This is a genomic window from Desulfovibrio sp. JC010 (assembly GCF_010470675.1).
Lineage (GTDB): Bacteria > Desulfobacterota > Desulfovibrionia > Desulfovibrionales > Desulfovibrionaceae > Maridesulfovibrio.
This window is the reverse complement of the sequence record NZ_VOIQ01000005.1, coordinates 216,457-237,960: the sequence shown is the minus strand read 5'-3', so window position 1 is coordinate 237,960 and position 21,504 is coordinate 216,457. Positions and strand designations below refer to the sequence as shown.

General features: G+C 50.5%; 21 protein-coding genes and 1 riboswitch. Of the genes, 8 read left to right on the top strand and 13 right to left on the bottom strand.

What is annotated here, in order from left to right; translation table 11 throughout:
- Position 1 precedes the first annotated feature (1 nt).
- From cobI to trmFO, 7 genes are all read right to left on the bottom strand, one after another.
- Positions 2-709, bottom strand: coding sequence for a precorrin-2 C(20)-methyltransferase (cobI, locus tag FMR86_RS07735; RefSeq protein ID WP_163350521.1), 708 nt, complete (start codon positions 707-709; stop codon positions 2-4).
- Positions 710-1,660, bottom strand: coding sequence for an ABC transporter substrate-binding protein (locus tag FMR86_RS07730; RefSeq protein ID WP_239057172.1), 951 nt, complete (start codon positions 1,658-1,660; stop codon positions 710-712).
- A complete protein-coding gene (locus FMR86_RS07725) occupies positions 1,578-2,354 on the bottom strand; it encodes an ABC transporter ATP-binding protein (protein WP_163350520.1) in 777 nt (258 codons plus the stop codon). Before FMR86_RS07725 ends, FMR86_RS07730 begins: the two co-directional genes overlap by 83 nt.
- Positions 2,351-3,418, bottom strand: a complete 1,068-nt coding sequence (locus FMR86_RS07720; protein WP_163350519.1) for an iron ABC transporter permease — start codon at positions 3,416-3,418, stop codon at positions 2,351-2,353. Before FMR86_RS07720 ends, FMR86_RS07725 begins: the two co-directional genes overlap by 4 nt.
- Before the next feature lie 18 nt (positions 3,419-3,436).
- Positions 3,437-4,339, bottom strand: a complete 903-nt coding sequence (locus FMR86_RS07715; protein ID WP_163350518.1) for a sirohydrochlorin cobaltochelatase — start codon at positions 4,337-4,339, stop codon at positions 3,437-3,439.
- 103 nt (positions 4,340-4,442) lie between these two features.
- Positions 4,443-4,644, bottom strand: a riboswitch (cobalamin riboswitch).
- Between the two features lie 19 nt (positions 4,645-4,663).
- On the bottom strand, positions 4,664-6,001 hold the full coding sequence (locus FMR86_RS07710; RefSeq protein WP_163350517.1) for an MATE family efflux transporter: 1,338 nt from the start codon (positions 5,999-6,001) through the stop codon (positions 4,664-4,666).
- Between the two features lie 114 nt (positions 6,002-6,115).
- Entirely contained in the window at positions 6,116-7,432 is a 1,317-nt protein-coding gene (gene trmFO, locus FMR86_RS07705; protein ID WP_163350516.1) for a methylenetetrahydrofolate--tRNA-(uracil(54)-C(5))-methyltransferase (FADH(2)-oxidizing) TrmFO, read from the bottom strand.
- A gap of 99 nt (positions 7,433-7,531) precedes the next feature.
- Between trmFO and FMR86_RS07700 the strand changes: the two genes are divergently transcribed.
- Complete coding sequence (locus tag FMR86_RS07700) at positions 7,532-8,494, top strand: ABC transporter ATP-binding protein (protein WP_163350515.1); 963 nt, start codon at positions 7,532-7,534, stop codon at positions 8,492-8,494.
- A 15-nt stretch (positions 8,495-8,509) separates the two neighbouring features.
- Positions 8,510-9,466 carry an ABC transporter ATP-binding protein gene (locus FMR86_RS07695; RefSeq protein ID WP_163350514.1) on the top strand — a complete coding sequence of 319 codons (957 nt, stop codon included), beginning with the start codon at positions 8,510-8,512 and terminating at the stop codon, positions 9,464-9,466.
- Between the two features lie 52 nt (positions 9,467-9,518).
- Here FMR86_RS07695 and glsA read toward each other — a convergent pair whose 3' ends face one another.
- The 6 genes from glsA to FMR86_RS07665 all read right to left on the bottom strand — a co-directional run bounded on the left by glsA (position 9,519) and on the right by FMR86_RS07665 (position 15,261).
- Entirely contained in the window at positions 9,519-10,520 is a 1,002-nt protein-coding gene (glsA, locus tag FMR86_RS07690) for a glutaminase A (protein WP_163350513.1), read from the bottom strand.
- A gap of 162 nt (positions 10,521-10,682) precedes the next feature.
- A complete protein-coding gene (locus tag FMR86_RS07685) occupies positions 10,683-11,894 on the bottom strand; it encodes an L-serine ammonia-lyase (protein WP_163350512.1) in 1,212 nt (403 codons plus the stop codon).
- Positions 11,895-12,178: 284 nt separating this feature from the next.
- Positions 12,179-12,625 carry an arsenate reductase ArsC gene (locus FMR86_RS07680; protein ID WP_163350511.1) on the bottom strand — a complete coding sequence of 149 codons (447 nt, stop codon included), beginning with the start codon at positions 12,623-12,625 and terminating at the stop codon, positions 12,179-12,181.
- A gap of 107 nt (positions 12,626-12,732) precedes the next feature.
- Positions 12,733-13,641: an ABC transporter substrate-binding protein gene (locus tag FMR86_RS07675; protein WP_373682459.1), complete on the bottom strand. Its 909-nt coding sequence runs from the start codon at positions 13,639-13,641 to the stop codon at positions 12,733-12,735.
- Positions 13,642-13,765: 124 nt separating this feature from the next.
- Positions 13,766-14,254 (bottom strand): universal stress protein, encoded by a 489-nt coding sequence (locus FMR86_RS07670; RefSeq protein WP_163350510.1) that lies wholly within the window; start codon positions 14,252-14,254, stop codon positions 13,766-13,768.
- 41 nt (positions 14,255-14,295) lie between these two features.
- Positions 14,296-15,261, bottom strand: coding sequence for a serine/threonine protein kinase (locus tag FMR86_RS07665; RefSeq protein WP_163350509.1), 966 nt, complete (start codon positions 15,259-15,261; stop codon positions 14,296-14,298).
- Between the two features lie 195 nt (positions 15,262-15,456).
- Between FMR86_RS07665 and rsgA the strand changes: the two genes are divergently transcribed.
- The 6 genes from rsgA to wtpA all read left to right on the top strand — a co-directional run bounded on the left by rsgA (position 15,457) and on the right by wtpA (position 21,458).
- Positions 15,457-16,500: a ribosome small subunit-dependent GTPase A gene (gene rsgA, locus FMR86_RS07660; protein ID WP_163350508.1), complete on the top strand. Its 1,044-nt coding sequence runs from the start codon at positions 15,457-15,459 to the stop codon at positions 16,498-16,500.
- Between the two features lie 236 nt (positions 16,501-16,736).
- Entirely contained in the window at positions 16,737-17,432 is a 696-nt protein-coding gene (locus tag FMR86_RS07655; RefSeq protein ID WP_163350507.1) for a FadR/GntR family transcriptional regulator, read from the top strand.
- Between the two features lie 28 nt (positions 17,433-17,460).
- On the top strand, positions 17,461-18,258 hold the full coding sequence (locus FMR86_RS07650; protein WP_163350506.1) for a sulfite exporter TauE/SafE family protein: 798 nt from the start codon (positions 17,461-17,463) through the stop codon (positions 18,256-18,258).
- A gap of 207 nt (positions 18,259-18,465) precedes the next feature.
- Positions 18,466-19,476 (top strand): alpha-hydroxy-acid oxidizing protein, encoded by a 1,011-nt coding sequence (locus FMR86_RS07645; RefSeq protein ID WP_163350505.1) that lies wholly within the window; start codon positions 18,466-18,468, stop codon positions 19,474-19,476.
- 537 nt (positions 19,477-20,013) lie between these two features.
- Entirely contained in the window at positions 20,014-20,235 is a 222-nt protein-coding gene (locus FMR86_RS07640) for a hypothetical protein (protein ID WP_163350504.1), read from the top strand.
- Positions 20,236-20,480: 245 nt separating this feature from the next.
- Positions 20,481-21,458 carry a tungstate ABC transporter substrate-binding protein WtpA gene (wtpA, locus tag FMR86_RS07635; RefSeq protein WP_163350503.1) on the top strand — a complete coding sequence of 326 codons (978 nt, stop codon included), beginning with the start codon at positions 20,481-20,483 and terminating at the stop codon, positions 21,456-21,458.
- Positions 21,459-21,504: the final 46 nt, after the last annotated feature.

Sequence of the window (21,504 nt, the reverse complement as noted above, 5' to 3'; positions counted from 1 at the left end):
ATTACTTCTTCGCCGTCAGCAACATAAGCGAAAGATATGTCGTCTTCTCCGGCACTTCATTGATGTCCAGATAAATGGCCTCCCCGTCCAGCCCCAGACGGGTGTAGAATTTCACATCCATCTTATCCATTTCATTCACTGTATTACGCAGCTCCGGGAAATTACGGTAAGCCTTGAGAATCACCGCATTATCGACCATCTCCAAAGACTCGGCAAACTTCTCAGCATCGGCAACACCGGAAGTAAGCAGCAGATTCTGCCCCGATTCCACCAGCACCTGCTGTGACCGCGCCGCAGCAGCCTGATATGATGTGATGCCGGGAACAACCTCGAATTCCACTTCAGGACAAAGCCGTTTCATGGTCTGCATCATATAGCCGAAAGTAGAATAGATGAGCGGATCACCAAGAGTCAGGAACGCAGCTGTTTTGCCGCCTCTGAGCATCTCACAGGCAATGCGGCAATTATCTTCCCATGCCTCGGTCAGCACTTCCTTATCGCGGGTCATGGGATAGCCGAGCTTGACCACTTCACAATCTTCACGCACGAATTCGGATGCAATTTCAAGGGAATGTGAATATTCATTCTTGGTTGATGAAGCGGCGAAAACCACGTCCACTTTTTCCAGCACGCGCACCGCTCTCACAGTCAACAGATCAGAATCACCGGGGCCGACCCCGATGCCATATATTTTTCCGGAATTACTCATTTATTTCTCTTTATTATTAAGCAGGAAGTCCGCCAGAATCTCCACGGCTTCCACATTTCTGGGACCGGGCCGGGAAAAAACCGACTCATCCACCTTTAAAATTCTTTTATTTCGCACCGCATCAATGAGCCTAAAATGACTGCGCTCATCAGGCCTGACCGGAGACGGATTCATGCGTCCGGTCTGGTAAACATAGTTCTGCGGGTTAAGCCGCATCAATTCTTCCTCGCCCATGCGCACAATCTTTTTACGATTACTGACGCAGTTGAATCCCCCGGCATGACGGATAATATCATTAACAATTGAATCCTGTCCGGCAGCCAGCAGGTTAGGATATCGTATTTCAAAAAACACGGACGGCAGCACGGATGAAGTCACATATTTCTGCAACACTTTATCCAAACGGCCATTCATGGAATCAATCAATCTGCCTGCCGCGTCCGATTCCCCGGTGAGTACGCCCAACCTGCGGATCATGGAAAACATTTCTTCAAAGGAAGCGACCTTGAACATGGCACAGGGAATTCCCCGTTCCTTTAAAGGTTCAAGGGCCGTGGCAGCCTGCGAACGCCCGGCCATCTGCAACACCAGATCAGGCTTGAGGGCCACGATGAGTTCCGGATTGGGCCGCATGTGCGTGCCGATGGAAGGCAAAGCTGTAATCTGCTCCGGGTAATGATCCGCAGCAGTACGGGCCACCAGCCTGTCGCCGAGATCCATACCGTAGAGAATCTCATTAAACGATCCGTACAAGGCCACAATGCGTTTTGCCGGTCCCTGCAAAGCTATCTCATTACCGAAATCATCGGAAATTGAAACCGCAGCCTGCGCACTGACCGCCCCAAACGGAGCAAAGCCTGATGCAAAACTAATCAGCAGCAGGAGAAAAAAGAACCTGCGGAACGCCGAGACGGGGATGCTCAACAACCGCAACAGATGTTTCATAAACATTTGAAATATTTTCCTCTGTGATTACTTCTGCCGGAGAGCCGTCCAGAACCACATTACCCTTGGATAAAAAGACCAGCCGTTCAAAATAAAGGGCCGCCAGATTGAGGTCATGGATCACGCAAACAATGGTCGCGCCATCCCGGTTCATGGATTTCAACAGATCAAAAAGCTCGATCTTTCCTGCCACGTCAATGCCGGAAGAAGCTTCATCCAGCACCATAACCCGGGCCTGCTGAGCCACAGTGCGGGCCATAAGCACCCTTTGAAATTCTCCGCCGGAAAGCTCGGCCACCGACCGCTCTGCAAGGTGTTTGATCCCCACCCGCCCGATAGCTTCGGCAACAATGCATTCATCTTCTGCATCATAACCGAAAAAACCGGAACCGTGAGCGTATCGGCCCATCATGACCATGGATTTCACGGTCAGCCCGAAGGCAGGATCGACCCGCTGCGGCAGCACAGCCATAATCCCGGCCAGTTCGCGGGGACGGTATGCATTAACCTCCCGCCCTTCAATTTCAACAGTACCCCTCAAAGGAGAAAGCACACCTGAAATTGATGACACAAGGGTAGTTTTACCGCTGCCGTTAGGACCGAGAATGGCGGTCATGGAACCTGCGGGAAATTCAAGATTCAGCCCGTGCAGAACTTCCCGCCCTGCGTATCCGGCTTTCAAGTCCGTAATCCTGATCATAAGCCGCTTCCCCCGTTTCCACTTCGAAAACCGGAACGAAGCACAATGCAGAAAAACGGTCCGCCCAGCAGCGCGGTTACCACGCCCACCGGAAGTTCCTCGCCGCCGGAAAGCAGCGATCTTGCAATAACATCAGACCAGACCAGCAGCAGGCCACCCAGCAGGGAGGAAGACAGCAAAAGCGGCCTGTGTTCCGCGCCCTGAAACATGCGCACCAGATGGGGGACAATCAACCCCACGAATCCGATAATCCCGGACACAGCCACCGCCGCCCCGGTCAGCAGACCGGAACCGATAAGCAGGGCCATACGCACGCGGGAAACATCCATACCCAGATGACGGGCCTGAGTCTCACCAAGGGACAGGATATCAAGTTCACGGGAATAATAAACCAGCGGAATCATTCCGGCGATAAAGTACGGCAGAAACAATTGCAGATGACTCCAGCCGCGCCCCTGAAAACTGCCCATGATCCAAAAAACAATGGACGTCACGGACTCCTCATCAAGGGATTTAAGCAGGGAAATGAGCGCGGAAAGAAAAGTCGCCACCACAATCCCGGCCAGAACCATGGTTTCCCGGCGCAGTCTTCCACCGATCCGGCCCAGCATGAGCACCGCGCCAAGCGCGGCCATTGCCCCGGCAAGTGCCGCCAGCGGCAGGAACAGATTACCGAATCTGGTCCACAGTTCAGCACCGAGCACGGTCGAACCGGAGAAAATTGCCAGACTGGCTCCGAAAGCAGCACCGCTGCTTACCCCGAGGGTAAACGGGTCAGCCAGAGGGTTGCGCAAAATGCCCTGATAAACAGTCCCGGCCACAGCCAGCGACATACCCACCAGAAAAGAAAGACAGACCCGGCTGAGTCGCAGATCAATAATAATAAACGAAAGGGCCTGATCAACCTTCTGGGTACCGGTACCGAGAACGGACTTGAATACCGCCAGAACCTGTGCAGGTTCAGTTCCGTAAGCCCCGAAAAGACAGGCGGCAAAGATGGAAACCGGCACGAGCAAGGACAGTACTATAACTGCCTGCGCCCTTCTATTACCTGAAAATTCCATCCTCACCGCCTGATTTAATTAATGAGCATCAAGGTGCTTGAAAGCAACCTTGAGATGGTCAACCCAGATATCCACAACCTGCGGGAATTCAGCGGTACCCTTGAGTACGGGAACACACTTGTAACCATCTTTGGTCAATTCGGATTTCCATGAATCATCTTCATCACCAGCCATATCGTTACGGGCATGGTCACCGGCAACAGACATGAAAGGCATAAGGAAGACTTTCTTGGCTTTGCTCTTCTTGAGCAGCACTTTCACCTCATCAAGGGAAGGTGCACCTTCAACAGTTCCAACAAAAATCTTAGGGTCAACCTTGGAGAAATAATCCTGAGAAGCGGGGTAGTAAATATTGGCAAAGTGGTGGGTTCCGTGGCCCATAAGCACAACAGCATCCTTGGCCTTGCGGTCTTTGGGAATGTTGGCAACAACGGCCTTTACAGTACGCCGCATGTCTTCATCGGAGTAAAGGAGCGGCTTGCCCACAGTTACTTTGCTGATACCTTTGGGCATGCCTTCGAAGGCTTCCACGGTTTCAACTATTCCGAAATATTCTTCACCGGGAATGGTATGCAGGGACTGCACGGCTACATGGGTAAAACCTGCATCCATCATCTTGGTCATAGCCATAACCGGGGAATCAACAATCTTGCCTTCTTTAGCCAGCACATCTCTGATAATAGCCGAAGAATAGGACCAGTAAACCGGAACACCGGGGAAAGCCTTTTTCACAGCCTTGTCGATGGCATCAAATGCAGGCTGGGTCTCGGGCATGCTGGAACCGAAAGCAGCCAGCATAATGCCTTTTTTAACAGGTTTGGCTTCACCGTGTCCGGCCATGGCAAGTGAAGGAATCAGCAGAAAACAGGCAAGAAGAAATGCGGGGATGAACTTGGATTTGTCCCCAAAACGACACTGCATAACAGTCTCCTGGAATTTGGGGGGCTTATAAGATTGTGGAACCATGCACATTCAAACATGCACAGTATTTCTGACAGGCAAAAGCCCCGTTGTCCGTCAGAATGATCGTGATTTGTACCCGGGCAGGTCTTCCGACTCGTCCTATTTCACCCGGCCTTCCCGAATTTAATCAGTGGCACGCAGGATCAAACTGGCTTTGATCCACGGGGTAAAAAATACACAGGACTCACGGCGGCGGGTCCGTCCCCGACTTTCACGGGGTTCCCTATTAAGCTCGCGAGAGCACCTCAGGCAAAAGCTTGATATGATTGTTCACTCACGTTGTCAATCCTGACGCAACGCAAGCGGACCATTTCCAATCCCCGGCCAGATGCGGATCATACCGAACAAAGCCCGCAAACTGGTCCATAATCCGGCCACTATCCAGATCCAAAACAGCATATTTTCCGGCTGGAGCCAATCTACCACAAAAAGGGCACTCGCGCTGGTAAGAACAGCTGTCAGCATGGCATTACGCAAATAGCGGAAATCCCCGGTTCCAAGATGAATTCCGTCCGTGGCAAATGAAAGCGAGTTGATCGGCTGCAAAAAAGTAACTGCCAGCCATGCCGGACCAAAGACCATGGACGCTTCTTCCGGAACCAACAGCCAGACAACAGGCTGCTGCCCCAGATACATGCCGATGGTCAGCAGCACCCCGGTAACGAAACTCCATTTGCAGACCAGTGACGCGACTTTGCGCGCTGTTCCCCGGTCTGCGCGGCCCACAAAATAGCCCACCAGAGATTGCCCGCTGATAGCAAAAGCATCCAGAAAAAGGGCCAGAAAAACATAAAACTGGCGGATAGCCTGATGTGCGGCCCCGGACTCCGCCCCGGCCTTGGTGGCAAAACGGGTGCAGAGCAGCAGGAACAAACATACGCACCCGGTACGCACAAACATATCCCCGCCGATCACAAACAGCCGCCGTGCATCCGAAAGGCTGAATCCAAGATTAAAACCGTAATGTCTACGCACCACCAGCACCGCCCAGACTGCGCCGATCCACTGGCTGATGGCACTTGCCAGCGCAGCACCGCCCACGCCCATAACCGGGAACGGCCCTTTACCGAACACAAGCCCCCAGTCCAGCACCACGTTGATCGCGTTCATGCCCACCGCAATCCACAGCGGGGAACGCATATCCTGATAGCCGCGCAAAGAGCCGAAGCAGGCCAGCACCACCAGCACTGCCGGAGCACCCAGCAGACGGTAGCCCATGTAGTCCACGGCCAGATCACGCACGGTCCCTTCGCCGCCCATCATCACCGCGATATGCCCTAAAAACGGATAGACAAGAACAATCAAAACCATGCCCAGCACAGCGGAAATCCCCGCCGCCATCCAGCCCAGCGATGCAGCCCTCTCCAGATCGCCCTTGCCCAGAGCGTGTGAGACTTCAGTCTGAGTACCGATGCCCAAGAATCCGAAAACCCAGAACACGGACGAGAACACAATAGTCCCGATGCCCAGCGAGGCCAGCGGCTCAGGCCCCAGTTTGGCAACAAAGGCAGTATCCACCAGCCCGGTCAAAGGCTCGGCGACCATAGAGAAAAGAACCGGAATCGCCAAAGTCAGCAATGTCCGGTTCGGTTTAATTTCAAAAGGATGTTTATTTGTCATTAGAGATGCCTTCGGCGACCCTGCCGGGGGCCTTAAACCCTTTTGCAAAAGGGTTTAAGAATCCCAAAACCTTTTAGTTGGTTTTAATAATGAATAGCTTTGAAAATTGTGCTGTTAGAAGTTCGCGTTGAACCAGCTTTCAAAAATTTCCATTGCCCGTTTACCGTAGAGTTCTTTTCTAACTCGCTTGGGTGCGCGTTTATTGAGCGCGGGCATGAGGCCGAACTGGACGTTGGAGGGCTGGAAATTCTTTTTCTTTTCGCGCAGATGCCCGAGCAGTGCGCCCATGGAAGTTTCCGGCGGCGGCGCGGGAAGCTCGTTGCCCTTGGCCTGCTCGGCGAGCATGCGCCCTACCCAGAGTCCGCAGGCTGCGGATTCGAGATAACCTTCCACTCCGGTGATCTGTCCGGCAAGATGAATGCGCGAATCGGCCTTGAGGGCCAGCTTTTCGTCCAGAACTTCCGGGGCGTTGACGTAAGTGTTACGGTGAATGGACCCCATGCGCAGGAATTCCACGTCCTCAAGGCCGGGAATCATGCGGAAAATGCGCTTCTGTTCCGGATACTTGAGCTTGGTCTGAAAACCTACAAGGTTGAAGGCGGTCTTGTCCTTGTTCTCGGCACGCAGCTGGACCACAGCGTAAGCCTGCTCTTCAGTGCGCGGATCGATCAGCCCTACGGGCTTGAGGGGACCAAAGGAAAGGGTCTGCTCGCCACGATCCGCCATTTCCTCGATGGGCAGGCAGCCCTCGAAATGGATTTCCTTTTCAAATTCACGGGGCACGACGCGCTCGCCCTCTTTAAGTTCCTTGATGAAGGAGTAATACTGCTCCTCGGTCATGGGGCAGTTCAGGTAATCGTCATCTTCAGGCTTGTAGCGCGAGCCGTAAAAAGCCACGTCCATGTTCACGGAATCACGGCTGACAATGGGCGCGATGGCATCATAAAAATATAAACGCTGTTCGCCGATTTTGGAGATCAGGCTTTCGGTCAGCCCTTCGGAAGCGAGCGGTCCGGCGCAAACTATAACTTTGGAAAAATCAGCCAGCTCAGGATCATCAAGGGAAGTGATTTCCTTGCGGACCACAGTGATAAATTCGTTCTGCTCGATTTCCTCGGTGACCAGCTTGGAAAAAACTTCACGGTCTACTGCCAGCGCGGAACCAGCGGGAACACGGGCCTTCATTGCTGCTTTCATGAGCACGGAACCGAGGGCTTCCATTTCCTTTTTGAGCACCCCGATGGCGGTGTTCAGCTCACCGGAACGCAGGGAATTGGAACAAACCAGCTCCGCCAGACCGGGCAGGTGGTGGGCCTCGGAATATTTATCAGGCTTCATTTCATAGAGAACGACTTCAACCTCAGCCTTGGCCAGCTGCATTACACATTCACACCCGGCCAGTCCGCCACCGATTACTGCGATTTTATCCACGTATATTACTCCAAAGTCGATTGTATTTTTATGTTATCTAAACTATTAAATATTAGATGTGTTTCGCGATCCTGCAAAATTATACATAACTCACCATTTATGACCGCACCAAAGTTAAAAATCAAGAATCTGACCACATCTTTCGCCACTCCGGGCGGAATCATCAAGGCTGTGGATAATGCCAGTCTGGACTTAGGGCAAGGAGAAACTTTAGCCATCGTCGGTGAATCCGGCTGCGGCAAGACCGTACTTTCCCTCTCGGTAATGGGGCTTATCCCCGATCCGCCGGGCCGGATCACAGGCGGACAGGTCCTTTACCGTGATCAGGATCTTGTACAACTCTCCGAACAGAAGCTGCAGAAAATACGCGGGAACCATTTATCAATGGTCTTTCAGGAGCCCATGACCTCGCTGAATCCGGTTTTTAAAATCGGGGACCAGATCGGTGAAACCTTGCGTCTGCATAAAGGTCTGGATAAAAAGCAGGCAGCAGAAGCCGCTGTAGATGCCCTCAAGCTGGTCGGCATCCCCAACCCGCAGAAACGGATCAACAATTTTCCCCATGAACTTAGCGGCGGCATGCGCCAAAGGGTCATGATCGCCATGGCTCTGGTCTGTTCCCCGGAAATCCTCATCGCCGACGAACCCACCACCGCGCTGGATGTGACCATTCAATCCCAGATTCTACGGCTGCTGGATGATCTGAAACACAAAATGAACGGCTCGCTCATGCTCATCACCCATGACCTTGGCGTGGTGGCACGGGTGGCAACACGGGTGGCGGTTATGTACGCGGGACAGATTGTGGAATCAGCTTCCATTTCCGATATTTTTAAAGAACCGTTACACCCGTACACGCAGGGGCTGCTCAATTCCGTGCCCCGGCTGGGCTGCCGCACGGAACTTACCCCCATCCCCGGCAATGTCCCCGCCCTGCTGGACCTGCCCCGCGGCTGCCGCTTCAACCCGCGCTGTGAGCGGGCCTTTGACCTCTGCCGTGAACAGGAACCGCAGCTTTTGGAAAAAGACGGCAGACAGTTACGCTGCTGGCTGCATACATAATAAAATGAGTCAAAAATGAACGAAAACATTCTGGAAATAAAAACCGTCAAACGCCACTACCCGGTCAGCAACGGCCTTTTTTCCATGTCCAAGGCCACAGTCAAAGCAGTTAACGACGTCACACTTGAGGTAAAAAAAGGTGAAACTCTCGGACTGGTGGGAGAATCCGGCTGCGGTAAATCCACCCTCGCCCGATTGCTTACCGGACTGGAAAAGCCGGATCAAGGGACCATAAATTTCAAAGGACGCAAGCTTGATGACTGGACCACAGCCGAACGCAGCACCATGCTCCAAATGGTCTTTCAGGACCCGTATTCCTCGCTCAATCCGCGCCAGCGAATCGGCAATATTATTTCCGAATCCATGCGTATCCACAAATCCGGCAGTAAAGAAGAGATTCAACAGCGGGTGGAAAAACTGCTGGTTCAGGTCGGCTTAAGACCGGAGCACCACAAACGCTACCCCCACGAATTTTCCGGAGGTCAGCGTCAGCGCGTTGCCATCGCCCGGGCCATTGCCATGAACCCGGACCTGATCATCTGTGATGAACCCGTATCAGCACTGGACGTTTCCGTGCAGGCACAGGTTCTCAACCTGCTTAAATCCATCCAGCAGGAATTCGGACTGAGCTACGTATTCATTTCCCACGACCTCTCGGTGGTCAGCCACATCAGCGACCGAGTGGCGGTCATGTATCTGGGCCGGCTTATGGAAATCACCACTGCGGAAAAGCTCTACAGCAATCCCCAGCATCCCTACACACAAATCCTGCTTGATGCTGTTCCGGTCCCGGACCCGGCAGTTCAGGGAGAGGATGTAGTTATCGAAGGAGATATGCCCAGCCCTATTTCACCCCCCTCAGGATGTCCTTTCCACCCCCGCTGCCCAAAGGCCATGGATATTTGTTCGCAGGAGCAACCGGAACTCAAAGAGACGGAAAGCGATCATAAGGTCGCTTGTCATTTGTATTAAAAACCCCAAAAGGCCGGAGCGTCAGCCCCGGCCTTTCATCTTTCTACAGGAATCACGGATTCAAAACATGTAGCTCCAAATTTTCCGACAATTTCGTCATGGCCTTTACACCACGTGCGGAATTCCCGAATTTATCTAAAGGAGGCGAAAAAGTTGCAATCGCAAATCGCCCCGGCACAACTGCTACAATTCCTCCTCCTACCCCGCTTTTGGCTGGCAGTCCGGTACGGAAAAAAAACGGCCCCGTGGAATCATAAAGCCCGGCAATGGTCATGACAGACAGGATATCCCGCACAAATTCTTTTTTGACCACCTGCTTTCCAGTAACAGGATTACAGCCCTGATTAGCTAGAGTTGCCCCCATTACGGCCAAATCCTTACAGGTTATCCCCACTGAACAAGCTCGGGTATAACGCAATGTAGCATCATCCGGGTCACCTTTAAGATAACCAAAGCTGCTGAACTGCCAGGCCAAAGCACGATTGTGCTGGTTGGTTTCGGCTTCGGACCTGAAGACATCTTCCATTACTGTGAGCTTACGCCCGGCAAACAGGTTGAATTTATCCAACTCTCGCCGCCACTTATCATTACTGTCCGTGCCATTGATATAACTGGTTGTCGTAATCGCACCGACATTGACCAGAGGATTCTGCAATATCACCTCACGGACATCGGAGGCAATAATGGAATTAAAAGGCAATCCGGTATGGTACACGCCTACATTTTTGAGGATAGTCTCCCTGCCTGCATCTTCCAGAGCCAGTGCTAGAGAAAATATTTTTGATATGGATTCAATGGCAAAAGTAACATCCGTATCTCCGATTTTGTACATTTTCCCATCCACAGTACATATGACTATACCGAAATGCTTTGGGTCACCTTTCGCAAGAGCAGGAATGTAATCGGCAACCTTACCGGACGTATCAGATCTGCATTGATTATACACTGTTTGAAGTGTTTGTCTGACAACTTCGTCTGAAAAGGACTTAATCAACTTCGCATGGGCATTAAGAGGCAAAAGAAAAATTATAAGCAAAAAAAATAAGATCCGCATTTTCCCTCCATAAACAAAGCCGTTATCAACTCCTAGAATTAAATAACGAACTGCATTTAAAACAATTTAATAATTATTCAGACCATACCACCCTACCCGGCAAATAAAAAGGCCGCTCCCGAACGGGGCGACCTTCAAATTGTTATCAAAACAGTCAATCATTTACTTCTCGCGCTCGTTATAAGCTTTTGCCAGCCCGCCTTCAGCTGTTTCGCGGTAGAGGCTGGGCAGGTCGTGCCCGGTCTTCTTCATCACTTCCACAACCTCATCAAAGGGGATGCGATGGGAGCCGTCGGAAAGAATGGACATCTGGGCACGGGCAAGGGCGCGGGTGGAAGCGCAGGCATTGCGCTCAATGCAGGGAATCTGCACCAGCCCGTCCACGGGATCACAGGTCAGGCCCAAATGATGCTCAAGGCCCATTTCCGCAGCATACTCAATCTGGCGCAGGGTTCCGCCCATAAGCTGGGTGGCGGCAGCAGCTGCCATGGCACAGGCCGAACCGACCTCACCCTGACACCCCACCTCAGCACCGGAAATGGATGCGTTGGTTTTGATCACATTACCGAACAAACCGGCAGTGGCCAGCGCGCGGAGCAGATCATTTTCCTTGATATGCTCCTGAGTATCTTTGAGATAGCGCAAGGTTGCGGGAACAATGCCGCATGATCCGCAGGTGGGTGCGGTTACGATCTCACCGCCTCCGGCATTTTCTTCGGAAACAGCAAGCGCATAGGCTGTTGTCATCCCGGTAAGCTGCATGTCGGGCCCCGCATGCTTGGTGCGGCGGTAGTACGATTTAGCCTGCCTGCGCAGCCCGATGGAACCGGGCAGAACGCCCTCCTGCTCCAGACCGCGTTCAAGGGAGGCTTCCATCACAATCCATACCCCTCGCAAAAAATCCCAGATTTCAAGCCCCTCGCATTGCTCCACATACTCCCAGTATGTGATGCCCTTATCCTCACAATGAGCCATAATGTCAGCAATAGTGCTGAGTCCGTAAACTGGTTCGGCATTTGACGCAGGAACACCTTCTTCACGGATGGCTCCGCCGCCCACACTGTAACCTTTCCATTCCCCTACTACCGCTCCGGAATCGTCCAAGGCCTCGAAATACATACCGTTAGGATGCTCGGGCATCTTTTCTTCAGCTTTCCAGATCAACTCAGTTTTTTCATCGCCCAGAACGCTGAGAACAGCCCAGTCAGTAAGGTGTCCCTTGCCAGTAGCGGCAAGACTCTCAAAAAGTGTAACCCTGAACCGGGGCGCATCAGAATGTTTTTCCAAAAACCTTTCCGCAGCCATACGCGGTCCCATTGTATGACTGGAAGAAGGCCCCACTCCAATACGGTATAACTCTCTTAAAGACTCCATCTCTCCTGCCGCCTTGTAAAAATTTTGTGGATCATCCCCTGAAAGCACTATGCTTTTGCTTTATTTACACCCATCCATATTACGTATTAACCAAAAAAGACAACTAAAAAATACTGATCACGTGATCAATCTCAATTTAAAATCAGATAAAAGGAATAAAAAACTAAAATTTTCAGCAAAACAAAATTAACAGAGACTATGAATAACATGAACAGCAGCAAAAATAAAAAGCCCTCTGCCGGGCGGCAGAAGGCTTTTGCAAGCATAAAAAAGCAAATACAGCTTTAGTCAACCAGAGCTTCGGGCAATGTCTCCACAAATTTCCTGATATCATCACGGACCCTGCGGAAGCAGTCCATCTGCTCTTCAGCAGAACCGCCCTTTTCAGCGATTTCCTTTGCCATATGCGGCGGGTCGTCAAAACCCACATGAACAACCTTGCTTCCACCGGGAAAGAAAGGACATGTTTCATGGGCGTGGTTACAGACTGTGACCACTATATCAATAGGCACATCCCGAAGTTCATCAATGTGCTGGGACTTGTGACCGGAAATATCCACCCCGGCTTCAGCCATAACCTTTACCGCGCTGGGATTCAGGCCGTGGGTTTCGATTCCCGCGGAATAAACATTGACCCGGTCATCTTTCAGATGACGGGTCCAGCCCTCGGCCATCTGGCTGCGACAAGAGTTGCCGGTACATAAAAAGAGAAGATTTATCTTATTCATCATTTTCACCTGCTTTGTTATTTTGCCAAAGAGGAAAATTAAATAAATGAGCATTCACATTGAGTCAAGCATTACCCCGCAACGTAACCCAATCGACGCAAAACAAACGACTACTTGAGTATCCGGGCCTGCTTTTTGATATAGCGAGGAAGCCTGATTTTCCACCTGTCCAGTTCTGATTGACTGAACACAAACTCACCCTGTGTCGGGATGACAGGTGTAATGGACTCCACCGGGGTTCCATCAATAATTTTCTGGACCATTTTGCCTGCAGCACGCCCCTGCACTTCCCCGCTCAATACCATACCGCCGACAGCCTTGCCCTTGCCGACACTCATTTCCCAGAACGCAAAGACGGGAACTGTAGAGTTGGCAGAAGTCCATTTCAAGACATCTTCACTATCCACATGAACACCGTTTTCAAAAATCCGGTGATACAGACCGATAACTATTGCCTTGTAGCCGTTCGCACGGGCATTTCTCACCGCGTCTTTCCATGTATCAAATGAAGATAACAATTTGATGTCAGTCTCAATGCCGCTTATGATCAGACTGTCTCTATTTTGAAAAACAGAAGCCTTGAAAGCCCCGGAGGTTGTACCCTTATCCAGCAGGATCAAAACCTTCTCCCCCCGGAAAACAAGCATATCCTTTAAATACTTAATAGTTCTTTTATAAAGCGGACGCTCCAGTACCCCGGTAATATTTTTCCCAAGGGGTGCGTAATTGCGGGGATTATTATTGATGCCCATATAAACCACAGGAGTGTCAGTCTTGAGGAAACGTCCGGCTAGAAGCATCAAAGCATTATCATCTGAGACAATCACCACATCGGGATTGATCTCCAGATAACGCTCCCAGGCAAGGCTGGCACGTTCCGAGTAACAATCAACTGCCAGCCTCTTGGTATCCATCTGAAAATTATAGAGATCAACCATATCGCCAAACACAGAATCAAGGCCGGAGAGCATTTCCTGATCCCATTTGTAGTCGCTATGATAGCTTTCAATAAAGAACACTTTCGGTTTTGCCTGTACCGCAGAACAGGTAAACAACAAAAGTAACCCCATAAATAAAGAGCATAATCTCTTCAAAATATAATCTCCTGAAAAACCGGATAACTATTAGATACACATAAACTAATCAGTTCACAACCCAGACAGTGCACCCAACAGCTGACTGAACGACTTTTGTGGAGACAGAACCGAACAAAAACTCCTCAGCCTTGCTGACCCCACGCCTGCCGATGACGATGGTTCCGTATTCACCCTCCTCGCGGATACGCAGAATATCCATGCCGATACTGCGTCCGGTGGAGCAGATGTCTGTTTCATGGAACGGGGATTTGCAGCTGGCAAAATACTCGGTCATTACTTCACCGGGATTAACTCCCATGGAAACCAGCTTCTTTTCAGCCTCAGCCAGTTTATCCTTGATAGCCTGCTCATTCTCTGCGCATTGTTTTTCCCAGGCAGCATCATCATTAAATAAATCCTTATCCGGCAGTCTTTCCACATAAAGAATAACAATCTCGCAGCCGGAACAATTGCGGGCAATATTACCCACATATTCCACAGCCTTGAATGAATTCTCTGAACCGTCAAAAGCAATCAACATCTTCATGGTTTCCATCCCGGTTACCTCCTGCTGTTTTTTACTCAGCACGAAATTACTTACAACCCGCGTATCTCCTTCAAACTGTTATTCATATCGAAGATCAATTCATCCACACTCTCGTAGAAAACCGAGCTTGAGGATGAAAAATGCATAAGAATATTATTTAATGATGCGGGGATGTAATCATAAATCTTACGCAGATTAACGATTCTGTTCCCGATGATTACCGAATAGTCCCCCGGAGAAAATGAAGAGAGCATGGACGGGTCAATACCGTACTCATGCAGGGTCTGAGAAGTCAGGTTGGCCTTGCCTACCAGATAGATAAGAATACTGCCCAACCCGAAAACATCGAGCCCGAAAGGATTCTCATAAAGTTCAAAAGCATAATCAAAATCGATCCAGCGGTAATCCCCGGTCCCATACTCCACCCAGAGATGGTCCCGCCGGACATCACCATGCTTCTCATCATTATCATGCAGGAATTTAATGGCCTCGCAGGCCCCGATATATTTTTCAAATATTTCAGGAAAATGCTCATGGAAATAGGTCCGGTGATCCACGGGAATATTGTGGACCCAGACATCAAGCCGCTTACCGCGAATAATATCAAGAACGCGGACATTATTGCCTGCGGAGTCGTTGTCTGAATAGCCCTGCATAAAACGCATATCACCCCGGACCAGATCAAGTATACGGGCCTCCTTACGCGGGCTGCGGTAGCACTCAATCTTGAATGGGCCGATATTCATGGGAAATTTCTCATAGAATGCAAGTTTCAAGATCTGGGGCTGACCGTTCTCAAGCCGCTTGCACCTTTTGACCCAGTACTTGGGATCATCAAGGCCGAATCTGCGTTCCATTTCATTTTTCGAGACAAGGAAATGTTCATCACCCAATTGGATCACATCACTAAAATCAATATTCATGAATTCAGTAGTATCGGTATACAGATTCCCGAAACGGGAACCGCTGTAATCAGGCAGATGCAATTTGATCAGATCACGGACTTCCTTGCTCATGTTCCACTCCCGCAGTTCAATCTGTTCAGCAAAAAACCACTTCAGTCCTTACTTATTAATTAACACACCGCCATTAATAATGAAAGGAAAACGGAACAAATCGAAGCTGCTTATTATTGCCCGATTTTAATATATTGGTTGTCAGCCCTTGCCTGTACGCCGATTGTATTTTAGATTTCTCAATTGGAGGACTTCTTGAATCAAAAACAATATTCACTCACTGAACTGGGCTGGAAAAAAAGCTTCAAAGACCAGTTTGAAGCTGAAAACAGTACCGAACTTATTCCCGCACGTGTAACCATGACCCACAAGGGGCATCTGGTTGTTTCTACCGGAGAATCCGAACTGCTGCTCAAAATTGCCGGAAAAGGCATCGGCAGCCTGAACGAACAGCCCACCGTAGGCGACTGGCTGCTCATGGACCGCGAAACAATGGTCCCGGTAAAAGTACTGCCGCGCACCAGCCTGCTGCAACGCATGGCCCCCGGTCAGGAAGTAAAGCTGCAACCAATTGCCGCCAACATCGATACACTTTTCATCGTCTCCTCCTGCAACAGCGAATTCAATCTGAACCGCATTGAACGATACATCTCCCTCGCCCTTGAGGCCGGGGTAAATTTCGTACTCGTGCTGACCAAGGAAGACCTGACCGCAGAAGCACTGGAATACCGCAAGCAGGCCGATCATCTTTTTGATGGAATGCCGATCATGACCATCAACGGCAAGGACCCGCAAAGTGTTGAATGCCTCCAGAAATGGTTCAAACCCGGCGAAACCATAGCCATGCTCGGCTCATCCGGGGTCGGCAAAACCACCCTGCTCAACACCGTCAACGGCACGGAAAAAGAAAAGACCGGGGCCATCCGTCAGGGTGACGACAAAGGCCGTCACACCACGACCACCCGCTCCCTGCACGTAATGCCCACCGGAGCACTGCTTATCGACGTTCCGGGCATCCGCGAATTGCAGCTACACGACTGCCATGCCGGGATCGACCGTGCTTTCAGCGAAATTGTGGAAGCAGAAGAAATGTGCCGCTTTTCCGATTGCAGCCATGAGCGCGAACCCGGCTGCGGAGTGCGCGAGGCCCTTGAAAACAACACCATCACCCGCCGCAGGCTGGAAAATTACCTCAAGCTCAAAGAAGAAGCCGAAAAAAACACCGCTGAAATCGCTGAACGGGCCAAGAAAAAATCAGGCAAAAAGAAAAAATATTCCCGTAAGTGGAAGAAGAAATAATTTGATGCGCTGCGCGCTTTTTGACAAACCATTTCGCCTCCGGCGGCTTAAACCCTTTTGCAAAAGGGTTTAAGAATCCCAAAACCTTTTAGTTGTTTAAATTGTACCGATTTATAAAAAGCTGTCTATCGTATGATAGGCAGCTTTTTTTAACGTCCCTCTCCCCTTGCCCGATCCTCCAATCAATGATATTGGTCAGACCAATTGCTCAAATTCACAAATTGGTAGGACCCATTATGGATTCAAATCCGACAAAAACAGTGCACCAGTCAGTGGCCCGGCAGATTGCCGAGCTTATTGAATCGGGCAATCTAAAAAAAGGCGACAAGCTGCCTGCGGAGCGTGCTCTGGCGGAAAAATTCAAGGTTTCCAGAAGCTCTATCCGCGAAGCCATCAAATCGCTGGCCCAGAAAAATCTGGTGGAAAGCCGCCGCGGTGACGGAACTTACATTCTAGCGGATATGGATGCGGACATCTTCGATGCCTTCACCACAGCTTTCAGCGACCAGAAAAAACGCATCAGCGACATTTTCCAGTTCAGAAAAGTAATTGAACCGGAAATCGCCGCGCTGGCCGCCGCTTCCATGGACGAAGAAACACTGAACCGCATGAAGGTCATAGTCTGCGATCAGCAGATGCAGGCCCAAAGCGGTAAAAACACCAGCGAGCTCGATGCCTCTCTGCATCATGAAATCGCCAAGGCAACCGGGAACTCCATTTTCCCGGAAATGATGCAGGCCCTTGACCGCATCATGAAAGAAAGCCGCAGCGAAATCCTGCAACCGCCCGCAAGGCAGCAGGCTTCCATTGCCGCACATTTCAAAATCCTTGAAGCATTTGAAAACCGGGACCCGGCGTTGGCCCGTGAAACCATGCGCCAGCACATCTCAGAAGTGGAAGAAGCGGCAACAGGCCGTGATTCATCTAAATAACCACTAGCTAAAAGCCACGGAGGAACGCATGTTCTCCACCTTACTGATTTTCGTTGTACTCGGTATTTTTGCCGGAATTATGGCCGGACTGCTCGGCATCGGCGGCGGACTGGTCATTGTGCCCATCCTCGTCTTCACCCTGCCTCCCTTAGGCATCCCGGAAGTGCACCTCATGCACATCGCATTGGGAACTTCCCTTGCCAGCATCATCTTCACTTCCATCTCCAGCATGCGTTCGCACAACAAACGCGGGGCTGTACGCTGGGATATATTCAAAGCCATAACTCCGGGCATCATCCTCGGAACGTTTCTAGGTTCCATTTCCACTTCCTTTATGAACACCAATTTCCTGAAAGGAATCTTCGTGGTCTTCCTCTACTACGTGGCCTCGCAGATGCTTTTCGGCCTCAAACCCAAAGCTTCCCGGCAGGTGCCCGGCACTAAAGGGATGTTTGCAGCCGGTAACGTCATCGGTATCTTTTCCAGTCTTGTGGGTATCGGCGGCGGAACCCTTTCCGTACCCTTCCTGACCATGTGCAACATCGTCATCCATACCGCCATCGGCACTGCTGCTGCCATCGGTCTGCCCATCGCCATTGCCGGAACTGCCGGATACGTCTGGACCGGAATCGGTGTGGAAGGCTTGCCCCATTACTGCATCGGTTATGTTTACCTGCCCGCCTTGATCGGTATCGTTTCAGCCAGTATGCTGACCGCTCCCATCGGCGTACGGCTGGCCCACAGCCTGCCCGTAGGCAAGCTCAAAAAGATTTTCGCAGTGCTGCTGATAATTGTGGCTACCAGAATGCTTATTTCTATATTCTAAAATGCCTTCGGCGACCCTCCGGGGGCCAAAGAAACTTTTTGCAAAAAGTTTCTCTGGACTCTTCAAAAACTTTTACTAGGGTTTCGCCGATGTTGGTTGAATAAATATCTAAAACTATTAAAACGTTTTGGGATTCTTAAACCCTTTTGGAAAAGGGTTTAAGGCCCCCGGCAGGGACCGCCGGTAGGCATCCCAAGGAGATCTCAAATGAAAGAAATACGTGATAATGCTCGTGAATTGATGAAAGGCTACTGCAAAGTCTGCCCCGTTTGTAACGGTAAAGCCTGCGTGGGCGAGGTTCCCGGCATGGGCGGACTGGGTACCGCATCCAGCTTCAAGAACAATGTTAAGGCTCTAGAAGATCTGAAGCTGAACATGCGCACCATCCATGAATTCAGTGAACCGGACACTTCAGTCAATGTCATGGGCATCGACCTTGATATCCCGGTCATTGCCGCCCCCATCGGCGGTGTGGAATTCAACATGGGCGGCAAGGTCAGCGAGCTGGACTACATCACCAACAAGCTCAAAGGCTGTAAGGAAAAAGGAATTATCGGCTGCACAGGAGACGGGGTACCGCCCTTTATCCATGAAAGCGGCTTTGCGGCTATCAAAGATGTTGCCGGACACGGCATTCCCTTTATCAAGCCCTGGGAAGATAAAGAACTGAACGAGAAACTCCGGAAAGCGGAAGAAACCGGAAGTAAGATCATCGGCATGGATATCGATGCTGCGGGCCTGATCACCCTTAAAAAAATGGGCCGCCCGGTTACCCCCAAATGCATGCGCAAACTGCGCGAGATTATAGAATCCGTCAATGCCGACTTCATCCTCAAAGGCATCATGACCCCGGATGAAGCACGCATGGCAATTGATGCCGGAGCAAAAGGCATCGTTGTTTCCAACCACGGTGGACGCGTGCTCGATTCCTGCCCCGGCACAGCGGAGGTGCTCTTTGAAATTTCCCGCGCTGTTGCCGGACAGTGTTCCGTAATGGTCGACGGCGGCGTACGCACCGGAAGCGACGTGCTTAAAATGCTGGCACTGGGCGCGGATGCAGTCATGATCGGCCGCCCCTTCTCCATTGCCACCATGGGCGGTCTGCTGGAAGGTGTTGAAAAATACATCGACCAGCTCAAAGCAGAACTCACCGCTGCCATGGTTCTCACCGGGACTGAAAAGGCTAGCTTTGTGGATATCAGGGTTCTGTACCGTTAATTGGTCACTGGGATTAAGACTTATGATAACGGCCGGACTAAGAAAGACCGGCCGTTCTTTTATTTAAGTATAAAAAATATAAAAGGACCGGGTTGGAGGAGCCCGGTCCTTTTATACTTAAAGGAGTGATGATGAGGAATGAAGACTGTATATTTATTCGGGCTATGCTTGAGGAAAGTGCAGGGGAACAATTTCCTCGCCCGTCTTGCTTTTCTACTTAGCATCTAGCGTGCCAAAAACACTTTCCCTTACTTTACAACAACTTATCATTTTTAAACATTTTCCCACCCTGATCTGCACATCCATTTGCACATTATTTTTGCACATATGTGCAATGCACAAGTTCACAAACTGCACATCCGTTCAGTCTGGTGCAAAATTCCAAGTTTAAGAATTGACGACAGAACGGTTAAATCGGCGCAACCCCCTGTACATAACAAGTTTTTCATATTATGTATTAAGTAGCGGTAAGCGAAGAAACACTGAATTGAAACTCAATATAATAGTAAACGAGAACAATCATTTAAGGAGGCAACTATGCATACACGGTTATCAGATGTGTATCTGAACCACGAAATCAATGAAAAAATTGAAGATGCCTGCGAGAACTTGGGAATCAGCAAGTCCATGTTCCTGAACGTATTGCTGCAGGAACTCTTCAGCAAGGCAGGTCCTGAAGACCTCTTTTACAACAGGGTCAAACTCTGCAATGACAGCGAAATGACTTCCAAGACTGCAACCAAGCAGATCACGCACTAAACGGATTCAAGTTTAAAAAGCCGCTCGTTCACACCCCCAAATAACAAGCGGCAGCATTTTTGCGCCCATGTTTCTTCTTCCCGGACAAAGAGTCCATACCGCGCAGCATTCATATGCTGCTTTTTTTTGCCTTTTTTTATTATGCAGCGCATGACATATCACCAGTTTGACAACAATTCCCCTACTAAATATACGGTTATTCCAATTGCCCTTAAATTTTAACTATCCTAAACTGGAGAGAGAAAATGCGTTTTATATCTTTAGGAGTGATGCTCGTTATGCTTTCACTGGTATCAGCTATGCCCGCCTTTGCCGCAGATGAAATCAGCGGTGATGTGATCATGTTTCACGCAGGCAGCCTTTCTGTTCCCCTTGCCAAGATGGAAAAGGAATTCGAAGCCATGCATCCCGGTGTTGACATCAAACGTGAAGCCGGCGGTTCCACCAAAATGGCGCGCATGATTTCCGAAGTGGGCAAGCCCGCAGACATCATGGCTTCCGCCGACTATGTGGTCATCGACAAGAACCTGATCCCCAAATACGCGGACTTCAACATCCGTTTCGCCACCAACCAGCTGGTACTCTGCTACACCGACGATTCCAAATACGCTTCCGAAGTGAACGCAGACAACTGGTATGAAATCCTCGCCAAGCCCGGCGTTGTCTGGGGCCACTCCGATCCCAACCTCGACCCCTGCGGCTACCGCAGTGTCATGGTTCTGCAGCTGGCTGAAAAATTTTACGGCAAAAAAGGTCTCTTTGATAAGCTGATCTCCCAGCGCAAAAAAGAATGGGTCCGCCCCAAATCCGTTGAGCTGATCTCCCTGCTCAAGACCGGAAACATGGATTACGCATGGGAATACCTCTCCGTGGCAGTACAGCACGGTCTGAAATACATCACCCTCGACAAACACATCAACCTTTCCGACTACAAATACAACAACTTCTACAAGCAGGCTAAAGTGACTGTCAGCGGCAAAAAGCCCGGCACCACCATCGACCGTATCGGTAAATCCATCACCTACGGCATCACCCAGATCAAAGATGCCCCCAACAAGCCTGCCGCCACAGCTTTCATGGCTTACATGCTCTCCCCTGAGGGCGGCCTGAAAATCCTGAAAGAAATGGGCCAGCCCCCCTTTGTTCCGGCCATCGTTCCTGACGAAGCAATGGTCAAGAACATGCCTGCCGAGCTCCAGAAACTCGTCAAAGTAAAGAAATAATCTGACCTTACAACGGAAAGCCGGGGGTTAAATCCCGGCTTTCCTT